This window comes from Arcicella sp. LKC2W (assembly GCF_034931005.1).
Lineage (GTDB): Bacteria > Bacteroidota > Bacteroidia > Cytophagales > Spirosomataceae > Arcicella.
Window position 1 is genome coordinate 1 of record NZ_JAYGIN010000010.1, and the last position, 20,928, is coordinate 20,928.

General features: G+C 36.8%; 18 protein-coding genes. 4 read left to right on the forward strand and 14 right to left on the reverse strand.

Annotated elements, in window-relative coordinates:
• Positions 1–31: 31 nt before the first annotated feature.
• Entirely contained in the window at positions 32–1,933 is a 1,902-nt protein-coding gene (locus VB796_RS08955) for a tetratricopeptide repeat protein (protein ID WP_323346189.1), read from the reverse strand.
• 148 nt (positions 1,934–2,081) lie between these two features.
• On the opposite strand from VB796_RS08955, the gene VB796_RS08960 reads away from it, so the two are divergent.
• Complete coding sequence (locus VB796_RS08960; protein WP_323346190.1) at positions 2,082–2,618, forward strand: GNAT family protein; 537 nt, start codon at positions 2,082–2,084, stop codon at positions 2,616–2,618.
• Positions 2,619–2,723: 105 nt separating this feature from the next.
• Here the strand turns inward: VB796_RS08960 and VB796_RS08965 are convergent, their stop codons facing one another.
• The 4 genes from VB796_RS08965 to VB796_RS08980 form a co-directional block, all read right to left on the reverse strand.
• Positions 2,724–3,875, reverse strand: a complete 1,152-nt coding sequence (locus tag VB796_RS08965) for an MFS transporter (RefSeq protein WP_323346191.1) — start codon at positions 3,873–3,875, stop codon at positions 2,724–2,726.
• 60 nt (positions 3,876–3,935) lie between these two features.
• Positions 3,936–4,415 carry a 2-C-methyl-D-erythritol 2,4-cyclodiphosphate synthase gene (gene ispF / locus VB796_RS08970; RefSeq protein ID WP_323346192.1) on the reverse strand — a complete coding sequence of 160 codons (480 nt, stop codon included), beginning with the start codon at positions 4,413–4,415 and terminating at the stop codon, positions 3,936–3,938.
• Positions 4,416–4,495: 80 nt separating this feature from the next.
• A complete protein-coding gene (locus VB796_RS08975) occupies positions 4,496–5,359 on the reverse strand; it encodes an alpha/beta hydrolase (RefSeq protein ID WP_323346193.1) in 864 nt (287 codons plus the stop codon).
• Positions 5,360–5,502: 143 nt separating this feature from the next.
• Complete coding sequence (locus VB796_RS08980) at positions 5,503–6,723, reverse strand: MFS transporter (RefSeq protein WP_323346194.1); 1,221 nt, start codon at positions 6,721–6,723, stop codon at positions 5,503–5,505.
• Positions 6,724–7,007: 284 nt separating this feature from the next.
• On the opposite strand from VB796_RS08980, the gene VB796_RS08985 reads away from it, so the two are divergent.
• The 3 genes from VB796_RS08985 (at position 7,008) to VB796_RS08995 (ending at position 10,216) form a co-directional block, all read left to right on the forward strand.
• Positions 7,008–8,204, forward strand: a complete 1,197-nt coding sequence (locus VB796_RS08985) for a Gfo/Idh/MocA family oxidoreductase (protein WP_323346337.1) — start codon at positions 7,008–7,010, stop codon at positions 8,202–8,204.
• An 82-nt stretch (positions 8,205–8,286) separates the two neighbouring features.
• Positions 8,287–9,684 carry an AAA family ATPase gene (locus VB796_RS08990; RefSeq protein WP_323346195.1) on the forward strand — a complete coding sequence of 466 codons (1,398 nt, stop codon included), beginning with the start codon at positions 8,287–8,289 and terminating at the stop codon, positions 9,682–9,684.
• Positions 9,665–10,216 carry a hypothetical protein gene (locus tag VB796_RS08995; RefSeq protein ID WP_323346196.1) on the forward strand — a complete coding sequence of 184 codons (552 nt, stop codon included), beginning with the start codon at positions 9,665–9,667 and terminating at the stop codon, positions 10,214–10,216. The genes VB796_RS08990 and VB796_RS08995 overlap by 20 nt, the downstream gene beginning before the upstream one ends.
• 95 nt (positions 10,217–10,311) lie before the next feature.
• On the opposite strand, the gene VB796_RS09000 is transcribed toward VB796_RS08995, so the two are convergent.
• The 9 genes from VB796_RS09000 to VB796_RS09040 all read right to left on the reverse strand — a co-directional run bounded on the left by VB796_RS09000 (position 10,312) and on the right by VB796_RS09040 (position 20,887).
• Positions 10,312–12,426, reverse strand: a complete 2,115-nt coding sequence (locus VB796_RS09000; protein ID WP_416233520.1) for a prolyl oligopeptidase family serine peptidase — start codon at positions 12,424–12,426, stop codon at positions 10,312–10,314.
• 448 nt (positions 12,427–12,874) lie between these two features.
• On the reverse strand, positions 12,875–13,924 hold the full coding sequence (locus tag VB796_RS09005) for a LamG domain-containing protein (RefSeq protein ID WP_323346197.1): 1,050 nt from the start codon (positions 13,922–13,924) through the stop codon (positions 12,875–12,877).
• A gap of 150 nt (positions 13,925–14,074) precedes the next feature.
• Positions 14,075–14,776 (reverse strand): acylneuraminate cytidylyltransferase family protein, encoded by a 702-nt coding sequence (locus VB796_RS09010; protein ID WP_323346198.1) that lies wholly within the window; start codon positions 14,774–14,776, stop codon positions 14,075–14,077.
• A gap of 101 nt (positions 14,777–14,877) precedes the next feature.
• Positions 14,878–15,933, reverse strand: coding sequence for a nucleotidyltransferase family protein (locus tag VB796_RS09015; protein ID WP_323346199.1), 1,056 nt, complete (start codon positions 15,931–15,933; stop codon positions 14,878–14,880).
• Positions 15,934–15,967: 34 nt separating this feature from the next.
• On the reverse strand, positions 15,968–17,122 hold the full coding sequence (neuC, locus tag VB796_RS09020) for a UDP-N-acetylglucosamine 2-epimerase (protein WP_323346200.1): 1,155 nt from the start codon (positions 17,120–17,122) through the stop codon (positions 15,968–15,970).
• Positions 17,119–18,126, reverse strand: coding sequence for an N-acetylneuraminate synthase (gene neuB, locus VB796_RS09025; protein WP_323346201.1), 1,008 nt, complete (start codon positions 18,124–18,126; stop codon positions 17,119–17,121). The genes neuC and neuB overlap by 4 nt, the downstream gene beginning before the upstream one ends.
• The gene (locus VB796_RS09030) at positions 18,127–18,759 is read right to left on the reverse strand and encodes an acetyltransferase (protein WP_323346202.1); all 633 of its coding nucleotides are present in this window, start codon (positions 18,757–18,759) and stop codon (positions 18,127–18,129) included. It abuts the gene before it with no gap.
• Positions 18,756–19,892: a LegC family aminotransferase gene (locus VB796_RS09035; protein ID WP_323346203.1), complete on the reverse strand. Its 1,137-nt coding sequence runs from the start codon at positions 19,890–19,892 to the stop codon at positions 18,756–18,758. Before VB796_RS09035 ends, VB796_RS09030 begins: the two co-directional genes overlap by 4 nt.
• A complete protein-coding gene (locus VB796_RS09040; RefSeq protein ID WP_323346204.1) occupies positions 19,889–20,887 on the reverse strand; it encodes an NAD-dependent 4,6-dehydratase LegB in 999 nt (332 codons plus the stop codon). The genes VB796_RS09035 and VB796_RS09040 overlap by 4 nt, the downstream gene beginning before the upstream one ends.
• Positions 20,888–20,928: the final 41 nt, after the last annotated feature.

Genomic DNA, 20,928 nt, shown 5'->3' on the forward strand with positions numbered 1-20,928 from the left:
CAACGTCTCTACCTAATTATATTAAAACAAATTATGCACCCAAACCTGCCAAACTCTTTTTAGCTGCTTCGTAATTTGGTTGTAGCGTTAAAGTCTTCTGAAAATCAGCAATTGCCCCTGCCCTATCACCCAAAGTTTGCTTGGCTAAACCACGATTATAAAAATGCACAGGGTCTTGGCTACCATCTTTTTCAATTACTTGATTGAAATTTTCTAAGGCTTTTGTTGCATTGCCAGAAGCTAAATAAGAAGTAGCCAATAAACCTCTTGACATCACAATTTTATCATTTTTCATCGTCAGGGATTTTTCAAAATCTGGGATTGCTTTGGCGGGTTGGTTGAGGTTAAAATACGCCATTCCACGATTCATGTAGGTTTCACCAGAACTTGCTCCACGTTTAATTGCTTCCGAAAAATATTCTAACGCTTTGGGTGTATCGCCTTTAATTCCATAAGCCGTTCCGAGATTTTCCCAAGGTCCAGCATCGTCTTTATAACCCAATTCAATCGCTTTTTTATTGGCCTCAATCGACTCTTCTAATTTCCCTTCTTTCTCTCCCACATATTTTCCGTAGGTATAATAGGCACGGTAATCGTTCGGAAAAAGTTTAATAATTTGCCCAAATAATGTTCCCGTATTTTGCCAAGTTTCTACTTGTTTACGAGTTTGGAACAAACAAAAACCCGCAAAGGCGAATGCCCCAACCCAAACTACTTGTTTTAGGCTTTGATTTTTTTCTGCCAATTGGTCTAAAAGCATTGCCAATACAAAAAATAATCCGATGTACGGAATGTACGTATAACGGTCTGCCATGATAGCCGCCCCCACCGAAATAAACTGCAAAACTAAGGCTACGGTAACGGCAAAAAAGCCAATTCCGAAAAGAAATAACTTTGATTTACGAGCAGAAAAAATCGTTAATCCAACAATAATTAATGAAAAAACAATACCCGTTGAATACAATTTATTAACTCCGTCAGCTTCGTAAGGATAAAATGTACACAGATTGATTGGCACAAAAAGATGGTAGAAATACATCACAAATCCATAACCTGCGTATTGGATTCTATCCATCATTGTAAACACTTTTAAACTCAAAGCCGAACGTTGTTCACCGATAATATGAATTGTTCCGTGAAAATCTCCTCCACTTTGAATATTGGTGGCAATCAAACCAAAAAGTAATGAAAATACTAAAAATGGCACTTTTTCGACGATAGCTTTTGTATCAATTTTACGGTCACGCCAATAATCAAATAAGAAGAAAACAATCGGTAAAACAACCGCCTGAGCTTTCGACAAACAAGACAAAACGAACAATATCAAGCTGATTATCAAATACTTATTTTTCTTTCCAGCATCTAAATAATATAAATACGAAATACAACCTGCAATAAAAAAGAAGCCATACAAAACGTCTTTTCGCTCCGAAATCCAAGTTACCGACTCAACTCTCATGGGATGAATGGCAAATAATAAAGCGGCAAAAAATGAAGCCATCAAACGGCGTTTAGTCAAAAGCATGAGCAACCAAAATACCATTAACGTATTCAATAAGTGAATAATAAAGTTGGTAACGATGAACGCTTTTGGATTGTCAGCACCTGAAACAGACGAATTTATCATCATCGACACAATCGTCAAAGGGTGGTAATTGAGGGCAACGTGGCTTTTGAAGGCTTCGCCAAAATGTCCTTTGGGTTCGGTTACGAGATAATCATTTTCAATATAAACGTGGTCATCCCAATCAACAAATTGGTTGTCAAATCCACCCGAAAATGCGACAAAAAGTGTGATGATTAATGCTCCAATGGCGAGCCATTTTCCGTAACTAAATGAAGTTTTAGATGAAACACCTTCGTTTTTAATCGACTGATTAACAGTAGATTGCAAAACGATAGTTTTCTTTTGTGATTTATTATTTTTAGACATGGGCTAATATTTGTTCATTAAACGTAACTCAAACTTTAGTCTGTACTTATTTAAACAGACTGAAGTCTGGGTTACGTTCTATATTTATTCAACAATCATTCCAAAAATACGGGATTTTTGAGATATTTACAGGGATAAATTTCAAATGATGCCATCGAAAATAAGTTCTCAAAATTTCACCCTACGCCCATTCAAAGAGGGCGACCAAGATTCTTTGGTAGCGAATGCCAATAATATCAAGATTTTCAATCATGTCCGAGATATTTTCCCATACCCATATACGCATGATGACGCTTCATGGTGGATTGATGCGAATAAGGAAACGGATAAACCTGCCACTTGCTTTGCTATTGATATTGATGGAAAAGTTGTTGGAGCAGTTGGCTTTGTTCTTGGCAATGATATTTACCGAATATCCGCAGAAATTGGGTACTGGTTGGGCGAAAATTATTGGGGAAAAGGCATTGCTTCGGAAGCGGTAATATTGATGACGGATTATACTTTTAAGAACTTCCCCAACATTGAAAGAATTTGGGCGGGTATTTTTGATTTCAATAAAGCGTCTATGCGAGTTTTAGAAAAGGCTGATTACCATTTTGAGGGAATTCAGAAGAAATCGGCTATTAAAAATGAAGTTGTTTTGGATATTCACGTGTATGTCAAGTTTAGAGAAATGACCAAGTAGTGGCGAATAGCATTCGCTATGTTGGCGAATGCTATTCGCCACTACTTTGCCCATTTATCCGTCTAACGCTGATAAGGTTTTGAACTCTGCCAGCGTTGAAATTTGCTATTTGTCACTACCCAATCCCTTAAATCCTTTCAACAACCAAGCCGTCAAAACAATAAGAACAACCTCAAAAAATATCAGGGCATTTACGATGCCTAAACTATCCGAAAGATAGCCCAAGAAAATAGCAGGAATCCCAAAACCTAAATAGCCAAAAAGCATATAACCAGATACAGCTCTGGCACGTTGTTGTCCGCCATAATTAGCGATTAGAGCCAATCCGCCCACATACGAAAACCCATAAGCCGCCAAACCGACGATAAATGTTCCGAATAAAATAATGATAATTTGCTCAAAATGACAGCCCAAAATCACAAATAAAAATCCCGTTGGAATAAGGAAATAACCAATCGTTACCGATTTTATCGGGTTCATTTTACGGATAAATGGCTGTGTAAATGCCCCCGTCCAATTAATTAAAACCAAGCAAAAACCCGCAAAAGCAGTCATACCAAATTTAGCTAATTGAGTTGGGACAATAGCAATAACAACGCCCGTAGTCGCCCAACAAAGAGCAATCGACATATTGACAGGAAACGAACCTTTCGGGAAATAGGGTAAGCGAATAATATCGCCACCAATTGGCGTTGGATTGGGCAAAAATAGCACCAAAAGAATACCGATTGCGGTGATAATTAGTAACAAATAATAAGACGGTGGTACTAAAGTAAACTCGTAAAATAAATACAAAGTAGTGGATAACGCCCCGCCACTAAATCCAATAGCAGTTGATAAAGAAGCCAAATTTGCCGCTTTGGTAGGTGCGTCTGCTATTTTATCTTTAAGAACTTCCGTTAAATATGCCGTGCCTGTTCCCATACTCAAAGCCAAAGCAATTCCCTGACACATTCGGGCGATAATCAAAGCCCAAACCGTTGGATTTAAGGTAATGACCAAAGTCGCTAAAAAAGCGAAGCACAAACTAATGAATAGAACAGGCTTCCGACCTAATTTATCAGAAATTCCTCCCAAAAAAATATAACAAGGCAACATTCCAGAAATATAAGCCGCTAATACTAAGGCAGTTTGCCCATTATTCAGATTGGCTTGGGCAGCATAAACTCTGAACAATGGCATCGAAACATTAACGGCTAATGTCACCAAAAGCAATCCGTAGGCAATAATATGATGTGGGGCTACTATTTTTTTCATAAAGCAAAGGTCGCAAAAACTCACAATTCTAACCTTTGATTCTTTGCTTAATAAATATAGTTACTCCTTAATAATCAAAGCTACGCATTGAGCAGCCACGCCTTCACCACGCCCTACAAAACCGATGTGTTCAGAAGTAGTTGCTTTGATGGATAAATCCTCTTCGGGAATATTCATAACCTCCGCCAAACAAGCTTTCATCGTTGGAATATGTGGATTCAATTTAGGTTCTTGCAATATGATGGTTACGTCTAAATTATTCACTTCCCAACCTGCTCCACGCACCATTTCAAGCACTTTTCTAACTAAGACTTTTGAATCTACACCTTTATATTGTGGGTCTTTATCCGAAAAATGATAGCCAATATTTCGCATATTGGCCGCTCCCAAAAGGGCATCACATATTACATGACAAACAATATCCGCATCGGAATGCCCAACGGCTCCGTGTGTATGCGGAACGATAATTCCACCTAACCAAAAATCTCTGCCTTCTTCGAGGCGATGTACGTCGTACCCTTGTCCTACTCTTAATTTCATATTTTAGTGATTGGTGATTGGAAATTGGGGATTGGGGATTAGCTTCGACATAAAACAAATTTCCAATCACTAATAACCAATCACAAAGATTCAATGATTGCTTTTTTAATCAATTGCGGATGCGACCACGGCACAAAATGATTCATGGTGTCAACTCGTACAACTTTTAAACTTTTGGCATTTACCAACATTTTCTCGGCAAAATCCGCATTCTTGGGACTCACCAACATATCTTTTCCGCCTTGAATAACAATGACAGGCTGACGAATATTCTTCCACAAAGGTAACATCTTTTCTAATTCGGGTTTCAAATAAAGTATTTCATGATTGGAAGCCCGAAACGAAGCAGGCACTAAAAACCGTATCGGAATAATTTCCATCGGAATTCTAAACCATTTTTCGTGAGGTTCAAGTTCTGGAGCAATTGAACCTGCCACAATGATAAGATTATCAATCAATTCTGGATAATCCATCGTCATGCGGGCAATTAAAGGTCCTCCTAAAGAATGCCCAATAAGGATTAATTTCTTACCTGATTTCTTATATTTCGCCACAATGGGTTTCAATAATTCCGCTTGATTAACTAATGATTTTTCGGCATCACCAAAATCTGAATCACCAAAACCAACTCTGTCCACCGATACTATTTTTACTATTTTCAGTAAAGTTGTATCTCTCATAAAATCAATAAATGCTCCCCAAGAACCAGGCGAGCCATGCACGAAAAAAGCCACAGGCAATGAATCAGAGCCGATTTCAGCATAATTCATACTAATTCCTTGCACTTCAATTTGATGTTGCATTGGCTTTTGAGAGAATCCTGCAAACTTCTCATCAATCTCTTTTTGTTTTACTTTAAAAGTTAAACACGAAGAGAGTATTTGGGATATTATAAAAAGAATTCCGTAAGCAATTAGGATACGTTTTGAGATTTTGAGGAACATTTAAAGTTATTTTTTAGTGACGGGTTGGAAGCCTGTTCTACAAATGACAGATTGGAAACCTGTCCTACAAAAACAAAGCCTTACAGATTATACGAAAATCTGTAAGGCTTTGTTTTAATTATTCAGCAAATAACATAAATAAATTATGCGTGTGAAGCTGTTTTATTTTTACGCATATAGAAGAATAAACCTGCGAAAGCTACCACTAAAATCGCAGGGAAAACTGCCATATTATCTAATGTTGCTTGTCCAGCAGCTAATTCGGCTACGTCACCCGTAAGTCCTTGAGCAGCGGCCGAAGCTTTTTCGTCATCTAACCATTTCCCGATTACTGGTTGGAAAATTGAAGTTGAGAACATTCCCATACCGCCAATAATTGACATACCAAATGCACCAGTACGTGGTAAGTTTTCAGCCACAAAACCAATCATGGTTGGCCAGAAATAACATACACCCAAAGCAAAAATAATAGCCGAAGCATATACCATTCCGCCTGTTGCTTGGCTCATCAAAACCACACCAAGTGTTGTTAATACGGCTGAACCTAATAAAACACCTGTTGGGTTAATACTATGCACAATTGGCCCTGCGAAATAACGACCTACCGCCATCAAACCTGTTACTAAAGCCAAAATAATCATCGGACTTGCTCCTGCTTTTCCTAAAACTGGTCCAATCCATTGCTCTGGTCCAAACTCTGAAATTGCTGTTAAAGCCATACACGCAAGCATAAAAATGTACAAAGGAGACATCATCGCTTTTAAGTTATCACCCGTTGAAGCAGCACCTTCATCTTGACTTTCTGGGAATGTTTGTCCGAAGAATAAGAAAGCATAAATAACTGCAGGAATCAAAATTGCTCCAATTTGCATTTGCCAGCTCATGCCCGCAGAAGTCATAAATTGAGAAAGAAGACTACCGATTACGATTCCACCAGGAAACCACATGTGGAAACGATTTAACATTTTTGTTTTTTCGTTACCCTCATACATATCCGAAATCATTGGATTACAAGCCGCTTCAACCGTTCCATTACCAAAGCCAACAAAGAAAGTCGAAATCAAAAGTGTCCAGAATCCACCAGAAAAAATAGTCATTACTAAACCCAAAACGTGCGTAGCAAAAGCCACCCAAATAATTTTTTTAGGGCCCAGAGCATTATAAAGCGGTCCTCCGATAATCATTGCGATTGGGAAACCCAAAAATGCCATTTGGTTTACATAACCAAGTTCTTGAGAAGTAAGGTTAAATTCTACGCCAAGTTGTGTTAGCACACCTGCACGAATACCGAAAGCCATCGCCGTTGTAATGAGGGCAAAACAACTTCCTAAAAAAAGTTTGTCACGGTTAATGATTTGAGACATAGTGAATTAGGGATTTTAAAATTGAATAAATTAGTTAATTTCTTGGTTTTATGAAATTTCGTCTTTGAAAAATCTATCAAAAAAACGAAAAAATATTCATATTTCATGCACCGATTTATCAGTATTTTTATGAAAATTTGTATTAGTACCAATATAAGGCAGGTTTTAAGACCAAATATTAGGGCTTAAATTTGTTTCAAAACACAAGAATAAATCAAAACTTAAAATGCCTAAAGTTTATCACTAAAGGCAAATAGCTAAGAAAAATGGCACGTAAAATTAGAATGGGAATGATTGGTGGAAGCTTGGATGCTTTCATTGGAGCAGTTCACCGCCGTGGTGCGGCTTTGGATGGCGAAGTTGAATTGGTTTGTGGGGCATTCAGCTCAAATCCTGAAAAATCAAAAGCAACGGGAGAAGCACTTTATCTTCCTGCCAACCGAGTTTATGGTTCTTTTGAGGAAATGATTTTGAAAGAAAAAGAACTTCCAGAAGGCGAAAGAATGGATTTTGTTACGATTGTAACCCCAAATCACGTGCATTTTTCAGCCGCTAAAATGGCTCTTGAAAATGGTTTTCATGTGGTTTCTGACAAACCCGCAACGCTTAATACAGAAGAGGTTTATTTATTGAGAGATATTATCGAAAAATCTGGTCTAATTTACTGTTTGACGCATAATTATTGTGCTTATCCAATGGTAAAAGAGGCAAAACAGATGATTAAAAATGGCGTTATCGGAAAGGTTCGTAAAGTAATTGTTGAATATCCACAAGGTTGGCTTTCGCAATTATTAGAAGCTACGGGACAAAAACAAGCGGGCTGGAGAACTGACCCAGCTCGTTGTGGAGCTGCGGGTGGTGTGGGCGATATCGGAACGCACGCCGAAAACTTGGCGGAATACATAACAGGCTTGAAAATCACCGAAATTTGTGCCGACTTGACCATTTTCGTGGAAGGTCGTCAGTTGGATGATGATGCCAATATGCTTTTACGTTTTGATAACGGAGCAAAAGGAATTTTGCATAATTCACAGATTTGTAATGGCGAAGAAAATGATTTGAATATCAGAATTTACGGAGAATTTGGTGGTTTGAAATGGAAGCAAATGGACCCAAATACACTGATTTTGACCAATCAAGAAAAAGGTTCTCGCATTATCCGCACAGGTGTAGGTGATTTATCGCCGCAAGCCCAAGCACATACTCGCCAACCAGCAGGACACCCAGAAGGTTATATTGAGACATTTGCGAGCATCTACCGCAATTTCTCTTATGCTCTACGTGCAAGATGGGGCGAAGTTGCCAAAGAAAATGCAGCGGGTGGTTTAGCAGGAGAAAGCGAAATTTTAACGGGTGGCTACAACCCAGATATTCACGATTTCCCAGGCATTGAAGAAGGCATCAGAGGCATGGTATTTATTGATACTGTGGTAAAATCTAATGAGGCGGGTGCGGTTTGGACGAAGGTGGAGGTGTGTTAGGGTTGAATTAAACAAAATACTAAATTTCGGTGACACTTTTTAAAATCCAAATTATTACCTTTACTAACAAATAATTGGGAATATGAAAATTCAAATAAAAGAGTTAGGAGCAATTAAAGAAGCAACCATAGATTTAGAAAAAAAAATAACCATTTTTTGCGGTCCTAATGGTACAGGAAAAACATATATGGCTTATGTTCTTTACGCTCTTACTAATTTAAATAATAAGAATATTGGAATTCGGCTTGAAGAAGAAATAGTTAAAACTTTGGTGGAAGATAATTCTGCAAAAATCACCATTAATTACGATTTAATCTGGAATTTTAGAGTTAGAGAAGTAGAAAACATTAAAGATAATCTCTGGAATTTGTTCGCAATTCCAGAGAACAAATCCAAAGACTTTTTTGCAAAAACCGAAATCAACATTTTAGAAACCAAAGAGGATTTTCAAGTTAAAATAAATAAAATAGCCATAAAGGAAACAATTAGATTTTATGATTATTCATTTGTTTTGATAAAAGAACCAAATACGAATGAAATAACATTTTCAATTAGTGATTCTTTAATCAAAAATAAAGAATTTTACAATTTCATGGAAATTGTATTCCTGTCAAGACTGTATTCTATTATTGCATTTTATCCTATTACATCTTCTACAATTTTTCCTGTTGAAAGAAACTCAATTTATACATTCAGTAATGAACTCTCTATTCGTAAAAATGATGCTTTGGAACACATACAAGCAATTACAAATAAAAAAGATTTTAGTTTGTTCGATTTAGTTTTTAAACGTAATACCAGATACCCACAACCAATAAGAGATGGCTTAGAGGTAGCAGAAGATTTAGATAATATTCAACAAAGAAACAGTAATGAATATTTTGAGTATGCGACAGAAATCGAAAACGAATTATTAAAAGGGAAAGTAGTTATTACGAAAGAAGGAAACGTTGAATTTGTAAGTGAAAAAGCACCAAGAATTAAACTGTCTTTTCATCAGAGTTCTTCCATCGTCAAAACCTTAGCCAGTTTGGTGATTTATTTAAAATACAGAGCAACAAAAAATGATTTAGTAATTATTGATGAGCCTGAGTTAAATCTTCACCCTGATAATCAAGTTAGATTGGCGAAAGTATTCGCAAGATTAGTTAATAAAGGTTTGAGACTTGTAATAAGCACACATAGCGATTATATCATTAGAGAATTTAATAATTTAATTATGATTTCATCCGATAATCCAAACCTTAGTTCCATCAAAGAGAAATCAATGTACAGAGATGATGAGTTTTTAAAAATAAATGATGTTGGTGCTTATATGTTTAATTATAAAAATAACAAAGCGAAACAGACGGATGTGAAAGCGATAAAAATTGACCAATATGGCTTTGAGGTTTCCACTCTTGATAATACCATAGAGGATTTAAATAAGCGTTCAGATGAATTATACTATACCTTAAAATATGGCAAGCAAGAAAATTAGTCAATTAGAATTGATTAAGTCTTTACTTCATGATACGTACCTTGAAAAAGGTAATGATGCTAAAAACTTAATCGAAAGAGATGACTTGACTGGGAAAATTATAATGAGAAGGTCTATTGTTGCTGACAGAATAGACTATCTTTTGTATAGATATGACCCAAATAACATCAAGCTTTTCCCTTATTTTGCAGATATATCTGGATTAAAGAAAATTTGCGATTATATCTTATTTGCAGAAGAAGGTCAACATTTATCTCTATTATTGATAGAGTTAAAATTAGGTACAGAATCTGCAAGAAATCAACTAATTGCTTCTGAATGTTTTGCAGAATTTATGATAAAATCAGCAAGAAGAGTGGGAATTGAATTAACTGAGAATATCTATTTTAGGAAAATTAGAGTCAGTGAAGAAAGAGCTAAAAATAGAAATAGGCTAACTAAACCTGGTTCATTGAAGTATGATGAAAATGATATTATCAACTATGACTATGGTGATGATTTTAGAATTAGAGAAGTTTTAGAAGTACTTTAATAATCAAATCTTGGATATTTAATTAGTAAAAAAAAATATTCCTAAAGTTTTAGACTTTAGGAATATTAAATAAGGCATTTAGAATCAAATAAAACTTACATCCCCTTCACCACAACCCCCATATTCGCAAAAATAAAGGCGTACAAATCGGCAGTCAATTCAATATTCTTCTTGGTATTACTCGAACCATGTCCAGAGTTTACGTCAATTCTTATCAGTAACGGATTCTTACTTTTTCCTGCTTTTTCTTGTAATGTCGCTGCATATTTGAATGAATGAGCAGGTACAACACGGTCGTCGTGGTCGGCAGTAGTAATCATGGTGGCAGGATATTCCACGCCTTCTTTGATGTTATGAAGTGGTGAATAACCGTAAAGATTTTTGAAATCTGTCGCATCATCCGAGTTTCCATATTCTGGCGACCAGTTCCAACCAATCGTAAATTTATGGTAACGTAACATATCCATTACACCCACTTGCGGAATAGCAACTTTGCACAAATCTGGACGCTGATTGATAACTGCACCCACCAAAAGTCCACCGTTTGAGCCTCCTCTGATTGCCAAGAAATCTTTCGTACAATATTTTTGAGCAATCAAATATTCTCCTGCCGCAATGAAATCATCATAAACGTTTTGCTTTTTCAATTTCATCCCTGCCTCGTGCCATTTTTCACCATATTCTGCACCGCCTCTGATGTTCGCCAAAGCATAAACGCCTCCTTGCTCTAAAAATGGAATCAAAGTAGCCGAAAATCCAGGTTGAGAACTAACATTAAATCCACCATAAGCATACAAAAGCGTTGGATTTTTACCATTTAATTCAAGACCTTTTTTATGAGTTATGAACATCGGTACTTTCGTTCCGTCTTTTGAAGTATAGAAAATTTGCTTGGTTTCAAAGGCATCAGGATTAAACTGAACTTCGGGTTTACGGAAGATTGAAGTCTGTTTTGAAGCAATATCATATCGGTAAATAGTAGGAGGAAATGTAAACGACGTAAATGTATAGAACACAAATTTATCATCGGCTTCACCACCAAAACCGCCCGCAGTACCCAATCCTGGCAGTTTTACTTCGTTTTCCAATTTTCCAGTAAAGTCATATACATATATTCGAGTGGTTACATCCTTTAAATAACTGGCAAACATTTTTCCGCCTGCCGTGCCAACGCCTTGCAAGGGTTCTGGTTTTTCAGGAATTACATTTTTCCAAGATTTTGTAGCTGGGTCGTATAATTCAACTTTTGAGTTTTGAGCTTTTTCGTTGGTTTCTACCAAGAATTTATCGTCAATATTGTCAACAATATTGTATTGAAAATCACCGACTTCTGCCACAATTGGCGTAAATGCTGATTGACCTAATTTTCTAAAATAAATGGCATTTCCTTCTTTTCCTTTTCCTCGGTCGCTAATATTCAAGAAGGCAAATTTTTCATCATCCGAAACCGACATGGTATTAAAACGTTGCGGATTTTCTTTGTTTTCGTACACCAATTCGTCTTGGTCTTGCGACGTTCCGACTTTGTGATAAAATACTTGGTGATTTTCATTTTTAGCCGCCAAAGCACTCCCTTCTGGTTTTGGATAACGGCTATAATAAAAACCACTTCCTTGCCAAGCTGCACCAGATACTTTTATCCATTCAATATGGTCGGTAAGGTTTTGCTTGGTTTCCAAATCCATAATATAGGCTTCTTGCCAATCTGAGCCACCTTTCGAAAGATAATAAACGGCATATTTCCCATCTTTTGACACTGAAAATGCTCCCAAACGAGTTGTCCCATCAGGAGAAAGTTTGTTTGGGTCAAGCACAACTTCGGGCGTTCCGTCTAAGCCTTTCTGACGATACAGCACCGATTGGTTTTGTAATCCGTCATTTTTCGAGAAATAAAACCATTCGTTTTTACGAGACGGAGCCGAATATTTTGGGTAATTAAATACCTTTTCGATACGCTCTTTCAATATCGTTCGGTACGGAATTTTATCCAAATAATCGAACGTAACTTTGTTTTCGGCTTTCACCCATTCGGCCGTTTCAGCAGAACGGTCGTCTTCCAACCAACGGTACGGGTCAGCTACTTTCACACCGTGATATTCGTCGATGTGGTCAATCTTTTTAGTTTGAGGATACTGCATTTGAGCGTTAGAAACTTGGATTCCCAGCATCAGCGAAGTGCCAAGTAGGAGATTTTTGTGAAGGTTTTTCATTTGTTGTTTAGTTCTTAAATTGATGAGTAATTTACTAAACTACAAGTTACGAAATGATTTTTTAAGATTATTTAAGAATTGGTGAGATAGATAAAAAGGAGGCTTCGCTTTGAGCAAAACCTCCTTTGAATAACTTATATTATTTCGGAATTATCTACTATTCGTCGCAAGACGAAAAAATGGGACACAGATGACACAGATATTATAGACTGAGACATAACTTATTAGAAGTAAAATTTAGTAATTCGGCTCAACTTCCCGAAAGTTTTAAACTTTCGGGAAGTTCTTATTCCAATAAGTTATGTCATTCTCTATAAAATAACACAGATTTACACGGATAAATATAAAAAAATCTGTTTAAATCTGTGCGGTTCGCCGCTGCAATTGGAACATCCGTGTCATCTGTGTCCTAATGGTTGCGACAAGTTGTTGATAGTTCCGTATTATTTTACTTTGCCCGCATCACACGATAAGGAATGCAAGCCATAATATCACCGCAAGGGTTACAGTTTTTAATCAAAATGGTAGAATCTGCCGTTGAAATTTTATTGGGAAAGCACAGGTCATTCTCTGTAACTTCTACGGATATTTTGACTTGATAGTCTGATGTTTTACTGGGGGAATCATAGTTAAAAGTTGAAGATGTGGTTTGAGTTCCAACATTTATGCCATCTACTTTCCATTGATATTTAGCCGTTGGAGAAGTTCCATTGGCGGTAAATATGATTTGGTCACCTCCACAAGGTGCTGATTGATTGGCTGTTATTGAAATTATATTTCCGTCAAAAAGAGCCGTGACTTCATCGGCTGTTAAAGGTCTATTATAAATATGAATGTCATCTATAACTGCCTTAGCAGATTGAAAATACCCATCTGCACCCACTCGTGAACCTATTTCTGCATACGTTGGATTTGCATAAGCGGCATCTGTTCCATTTGTACCAATATTGGCTGAATTATTGGCAATTAATACGCCATCAACATACAATTTTATGGAAATATTATCTCTCACACTGACCACATGATACCATTTTCCAATAGTAGGGAGCATTCCCGTCAAATTATTTGAAACCGCAGGACTTGCTGTATTATACCCCCCAGCATTGAATCCGATATTTGTATTATTCCCATATTTATTCAATACGGATATAGATTGGTCGGCACCAGTTCCTCCAACAGAAAAGAATGAATTATTATCTCCTTCAAATGGAAGTTCGTCTAAATTGACCCATAAAGAATAGCTGTAATTTTTATTTTTGAATGGCTCTGGCACTAAAGAAATATAAGAATATCCGTCAAATTTATAAGCACTATTAGCTTTCCCGAGGCGGTCTGTTATTAGCGTAGCTCCATTAACAGTTCCATGATTGCCATTGCCCGACTCATCGTTAGCATTGGCATTAAAAATGTAACAAGCAACAAGTCCATTTTTTAAATTGACTTGGCTAAATGCTGATAATGACAACATCAACAGAGCAATGGTGTAAATACTTTTCATTTTATGGGTATGTTTATGAGTTATTAAAAATACCGAAAATGAAAGGTTATCTAAATTTGTATTTTGTGCAGAAAGCTAATATTAATATTCCTTTATTTCGGTAAGAGTCTTATAAAAATCTTACAAAAATCTTGCCAAAACAAAGGTAATCTACTGATTATTAAGCTGAAGCAGATATTCACAATAATTCCAATCGTTAATTGTATCTAAATCTACTTTATATTTTTCGTCCATGACATATTTTTTGATATTGACAAAATCTTTGAAAGAATTTGCTTTTAGAAGTGAAGAAATAGAAAAAATATAAATTGAACCGTTAAAAGCATAAACAGGCGGACAATCTTGGCGGCGAGTATAGTTTCCATCACCTTTAGATATTTTCAAAAAACCATTCTGATTTTCTTCAAATACATTAAAATATGGATTGTTGTGTTCTTGCACCACAGACACCGTTACATCTGACTCACTGTCCATTAGCTCAAAAGCTTCTGCCAGATGTTTTCCTTCTCTAAAAGGAGATGTTGGTTGTAATAAAACTAAATATTTATAGTATTTTCTTTGTGCTTGATAAAATGAAATGGCATGATGTAATACCGCAAATGTGCTGGCGGTATCCGTAGAAAATTCGAGAGGACGAACAAAAGGAACGGCTAAATTAATTTGATTAGCACATTCAATAATTTCTTGGTCGTCTGTTGAAAGACAAATATTTTCATCTTCCGTAAAAAGTCGAGCGTAGTCAATGCTGTAATGAATCAGAGGCTTGCCCGCTAATGATTTAATGTTTTTACGAGGAATGCCTTTTGAGCCTCCACGAGCAGGAATTATAAAAAGTGTATCGGAGATTTTCATCTGATTATAATGTTCAGTTATTTTCAATGGTTCACGATTGGGACGCACAGTCGGAACGCTATATCATCTCTTAGAATTGATTTTTTGAGATAGGCGTTTCATCAGAATCTTAAATGTTTTATGTCTTCTTGAGCTTTGTAAAAATCTTCCATTCTACCAATATCTAACCAATAACTCAAAATAGGCTCGGCAATCAGTTTTCTGCCCGAAGCCACCACTTCATTCATTAAATCCGTTGCATCATACTTCTGATTTTCAGGAATTAGATTAATAAGTTCTTGCTTAAATAGATAAATTCCAGCGTTAGAATAGTAAGTATATTTCGGCTTTTCCTTGAAACTCTTGACAATATTGCCATTTTCCAATTCCATGACGGCATACGGAATATTGACATCATACGGGATAGTTGCCACTGCCATATCTGCCGATTCACTCAAGAAAGCTTCATGTAATTGTTCAAAATCTACATTAGTCAACAGGTCAGAATTCATCACTAAAATGGTTTCTTGATCAAAAGATTTAATGTCTTTCAATGCCCCAATTGTTCCGAGTGGTTTGTCTTCGGTAATGTATTTTATATTAGCTTGATGAGCCGAGCCATCGCCAAAAAAATCAATTAGTTGGTCTCCTAAATAACGTATAGAAATGGTAATATCCGTAATGCCATGACGTACCAAATGCTCAATATTATACTCAATAATGGGCTTCCCTCCTACTTTGAGCATAGGTTTTGGCGTGCCATTGGTCAGGGGCATTAAACGCTCGCCACGTCCACCCGCCATGATAACGGCACTGGCAGGAATATTGGCTCGATTATTCTGTAAATCAAGCACTTGAATCAATTTCTTTGTATCGTCTAAAACAGGAATAAAACGAATATTGCGAGCTTTAAAGGCCTGTATTTCAGCCTTTGGGAATTTATCATTAGTAAAATATCTAAAGTTTGAGAACATAAAATTCTCTACCAAATCATCAATACCGAGGTTATTAATTAGTCCTCTCCGAATATCTCCGTCGGTCAATGAACCTACAATTTTTTCGTCCGAATCATGAACAAACAACACAGGAGCGACGATTCCTTTTGCTTCAGAATCTAACTTTCTGAGTGCCTCACGGGCGGTAGTTTTATGGCTGATTAGATATTTTTGAAAGTTCATTGAAAATGATGCTCAATTTTAGCTATTTAATGTTTTACAAATCGTAAAAAGATTTTTTCAGATTAATTTCTCCTTGAAATCGTTTCAGTATTTCTATAATTTGCTCAGTTGTATTTCCTTGTCCGTAAATATTTTCAACGGTTTGGCAAAACGCTTGAAATTCGGGCGAAATGGCTTTATTGATGGCTTCCGTAACTTCTTCCTGAGTGGTTTCACAATCAATTACTGTTTTGGCACTTGCTCTTCCCTTCTGACGGTCGCCAATATTGACGGTTGGTACTTTAAATGATGGCACTTCAATCACTCCGCTGGACGAGTTTCCAATCACCACCGAAGCATATTTAATGGCCGACAAATACCGTAATTGTCCCAAACTGGTATGAACAGAAACTCTTTCGGGATTCTGTTGAGCATATTCTTGAATCATTTTGATGATGATTCTGCCGTCTGCGTCGGAGTTGGGTAATGTTATCAGCACCTGAAAATCAGGAAATTCATCAAGAGAATCCAACAATGTTTGAAACTGACTTTCAGAAGATTGGCTTTCTAAGGTTACAGGATGAAAAGTAACCAAAAAATACGGTTTGTTTAAATCAAAATTAACTGATGTACTCAGAACGTCACGAGGTAACAATTCCATTTTCACAATGTTATCAATTCCTATTGCTCCCACATCAAAAACTCTTTCTGGCGATTCGCCTAACTGAATTACTCGTTTTCTATACGCTTCAGTTGAGGTGAAATGTAGAAACGACATTTTGGAAATAGAATGCCTCAAAGCATCATCAGTTGCACCTTCAGTCAGTTCGCCGCCGTGTAAATGAATAATTGGAATTTTCATTAAATAAGCACTCGCAGCTACGGCAAAAGCTTCGTAGCGGTCACCCAAAATGACAATCCAATCGGGCTTTAACGTCTCCAAAGCATCTGCAAATCCAATCATTCCAACGCCCATTGATTTTACAATTCCTTTGGGCGTATCCGAATGGAGTTGCATATCTACTTTTTGATGTATCTCAAAACCATCTTTTTCAATTTGTTGATAAGTCAAACCAAAGTCTGGCGATAAGTGCATTCCAGTTACTAAAATCTGTAAACAAAAAGCATCATCATTTTGTACTGCTTTCATCAAAGGCGAAAGCAATCCGTATTCGGCACGAGTACCCGTTATGACACAAATTTTTTTCACAATTCTATCAATTCATCCGCTTGAAAATCTCTCACGGCTACTTTGCCAATGACGGTATCCCATTTCATTGGACTAATCCCGTCTCCTGGGCGTTTTACAATCAGATTATTTTCGTCAAAAATTTCACCTTTTTTAATGTTTTTGGCAGCCAAAATACTTTTGCGAGCAATGACCATATTTTTACGTTCTGACGCAGAAGTTTCCTTCATTCCCGACCCAGCAATGGCATTTTCGATATTTCTAATGGCTCTCACCATTGCTTTTAATTCCTGCGGCTCTAAACTTGCTTGATGGTCGGGACCTTCCATATTTTTATCAAGCGTGAAGTGTTTTTCAATAACTGTTGCTCCCAAAGCTACCGCCGCAATAGGTACTTCAATGCCCAAAGTATGGTCTGAATAACCAATTTTTACGCCCAATTTCTCCCGAATCGTATTCATTGCAAGCAAATTGACATCTTGCATGGGCGTTGGATATTCGGTATTGCAATGTAGCACCGTAATATTGTCTTTCTTTGTACCTGATTGTAAAAGTACCTGTATTGCCTCTTCTACTTCTTGCAAATTTGCCATGCCCGACGACATAATAATTTGCTCGAAATTTTGAGCCATTTTACGTAAATAAGGTAAATTAGTAATTTCTCCCGAAGGAATTTTCCCTAATGTAATTCCAATATTTTTGAGTAAATCAATACTTTCTAAATCGAATGGCGTTGAAAGAAATTTGATTGGCTTTGTTGCACAATATTTCAATAAAACATCGTGTGATGCTTCATTTAATTCTAAACGATTTAACATTTGCCACTGGGTTTCGTTGGCATCCGTTTGATTTTTTTGGTAAGATGCTTTTTGGGCATTTTTACTAACAATATTTGAAGCTTTGAAGGTTTGAAATTTTACGTAATCAACCCCTGCTTCGTGGGCTTCGTCAATTAGCTTTTTTGCCAAATCAATATCCCCATTATGATTTACTCCTGCTTCTGCAATAATGATTGTATGTTTCATTTATCCAATTTTCTTTAAAGGGTTGCCGACATAAACGCCTTCGCTTTTCAACGACTTGCTAACAACAGAACCCGCCCCAATCAACGTATTGGGCATAATTGACACGCATTGGTACAAAACAGCACTACTTCCTACAAAACAATTATCATGAATAATTACCGCTCCATTCAAAACGGCATTTACGGAAATATGACAATTATTGCCGACTTTTACTTCATGTTCTAATATTGCTTTGGTATTAATCAAACAATTTCGCCCAACTGTTACCTCCGCATTGACAAACGCTTGGTGCATAATAATTGAGCCTTCACCAATTTTAGCGTATTGAGAAACATAAGCCGTAGAAGCAATAATTGTTGCCAATCTTCCTCCTGATTTTTTAATAAAATCGAATATTTTGATTCTAATATCTGGCGATTTTATTTGTCCAACGGTAATTAAAAATTCATATCCTTCATTGGCTAATGTTGGAATTAAATCGTCATTTCCGAGAATTGGATAACCTAAAATATGGGTTTGATTATCCGTATTTTTTTCTAAAATACCGACAATTTGATATTCCTTCGTTGATTCAATTACGTCTATACAGGATTTACAGTGACCTCCACCGCCAACTAAAATGAGTTTTTTCATACACCATAAAATTGTTGTATCAATCTTATCACTTCTAAGACTTCCGAATCGGTAATATTGGTTGAACAAGGCAAACTTACGCATTGTCCGTAAATATTGCCTGCTACGTCGTTTTCGGTGATATATATTTCTTCCGACATAAATGGTAAGCGGTTCATGGGTACCCAAAATGGACGAGCCTGAATACCGTTTTCTCCCAAAAATGTCAATAATTCTTTTTGTCGAGGAGCTTTCACCGTATATAACCAATGATTTGCTTGAACGCCATCCGTGATTTTTTGTGGAATAATGCCTTCAATTTTCAATAATTCGGCATTGTACAAATCAGCAATTGCTTTTTTTCTAATCAAAAAAGCTGGTAATTGTTCCATTTGAGCCACGCCCATTGCCGCCAAAATATTCACCAAACGATAATTATAACCTACTTCGTCATGAAAATACTCGTAAGCATCGGCTTTGGCAGTCGTTGTGATGTGTTTAGCACGTTTTGCCAAGTTTTCATCATTGGTCAAAATCATTCCTCCGCCACCCGTTGTGATAATTTTATTTCCGTTGAAACTACTCGTTCCAAACAACCCAAAAGTACCTGCGTGTTTGCCATTGAAAGTGCTTCCTAATGCTTCCGTAGAATCTTCAATTACCTGTAAATGAAAGCGATTGGCAATTTCCATTAATCTTTCCATATCGCACATATTGCCCAATACGTGTACGGGCATAATAGCTTTGATACGCTTTTGATTGTCAGTATGATAAGTTTCGCCGTCAATAACTTTCGTATTATTACTCAGAAAGTTTTCTAATAAATCTAAATCAATTTGCCAAGTATCGGTGTCAATGTCTATCAAAAGTGGACTTGCTCCTGTGTATTTTACGGCATTGGCAGTTGCGACAAAGGTAATATTAGGTACAATGACTAAATCGCCTTGTTTTACGCCTGACAGTTGCAATCCGATATGCAAAGCCGATGTTCCGTTTGAGGTGGCAATGGCATATTTTGCCCCTGTGAAATCAGCTAAGGCTTGTTCAAAGCGATTGACGTAGCTCCCAACCGAAGAAACCCAGTTGGTATCTAAACAATCTTTGATGTATTCCCACTCATTGCCAGCAAGGTTGGGGACTGAAAGAGGAATCATATATTATAAATGTCTGCTTTGTACTGTGAAAGGTTTGCTTTGTTAGAAAACCACTGAATCGTTTCGGCAATACCACTTTCGAGCGTATAATCAGGCTTCCAATTGGTTAATTCTTTGATTTTTTGGTTTGAACCAAATAATCTTTCTACTTCACTCTTTTCGGGTCTTAATCTGATTTCGTCCGTAATGATTTTTGCATCAGGATTGATTTGATTAATGATATTTTGAGCCAAATCGCCAATCGTGATTTCTTCTTGCATAGCGATATTTACCTCATGCCCGATTGTTTTGTCTGATTTTGCAATTTCAATAAAACCTTTTGCAGTATCTTTTACAAACAACAAATCACGAGTTGGGTGTAATGAACCTAATTTTATATCGGTTTTTCCGTTTAATAATTGGGTAATAATCGTTGGAATAACTGCCCTTGCCGACTGACGTGGACCGTAGGTATTAAACGGACGCACAATGCTAATTGGCACATTAAAACTTCTATAAAACGAATCTGCCATCGCATCTGCTCCAATTTTGGTGGCAGAATAGGGCGACTGTCCTTGTCTCGGATGTTTTTCATCAATTGGCACATACATCGCCGTTCCGTAAACCTCTGACGTTGAGGTTACTAAAACTCTTTCCGTACCTAATTCACGAGCCGCTTGTACGATATTCAATGTACCTTTTACGTTGGTATCAATGTACGTATCGGGCGAGTGATAGCTGTATGGAATGGCAATAAGTGCGGCTAAATGGAAAACTACTTCGATGCCTTTCATGGCGTTTTTCACACCGTGTGGGTCACGAATATCACCCGTGATGACTTCGATTTTCTGTAAAGTTTCCTTCGGAAGTGAGTCTAACCAACCCCACGAATTGAAAGAATTATAATACACAAAAGCCGTTACTTGACAGCCTTCTGCTATGAGTTTTTCAACTAAATGACTACCGATGAATCCATCCGCACCCGTTACTAACACTTTTTTATTTTGTAAATCCATTATTTATGTACCCGTTATACATTAATTCCAGTTTTAACGCT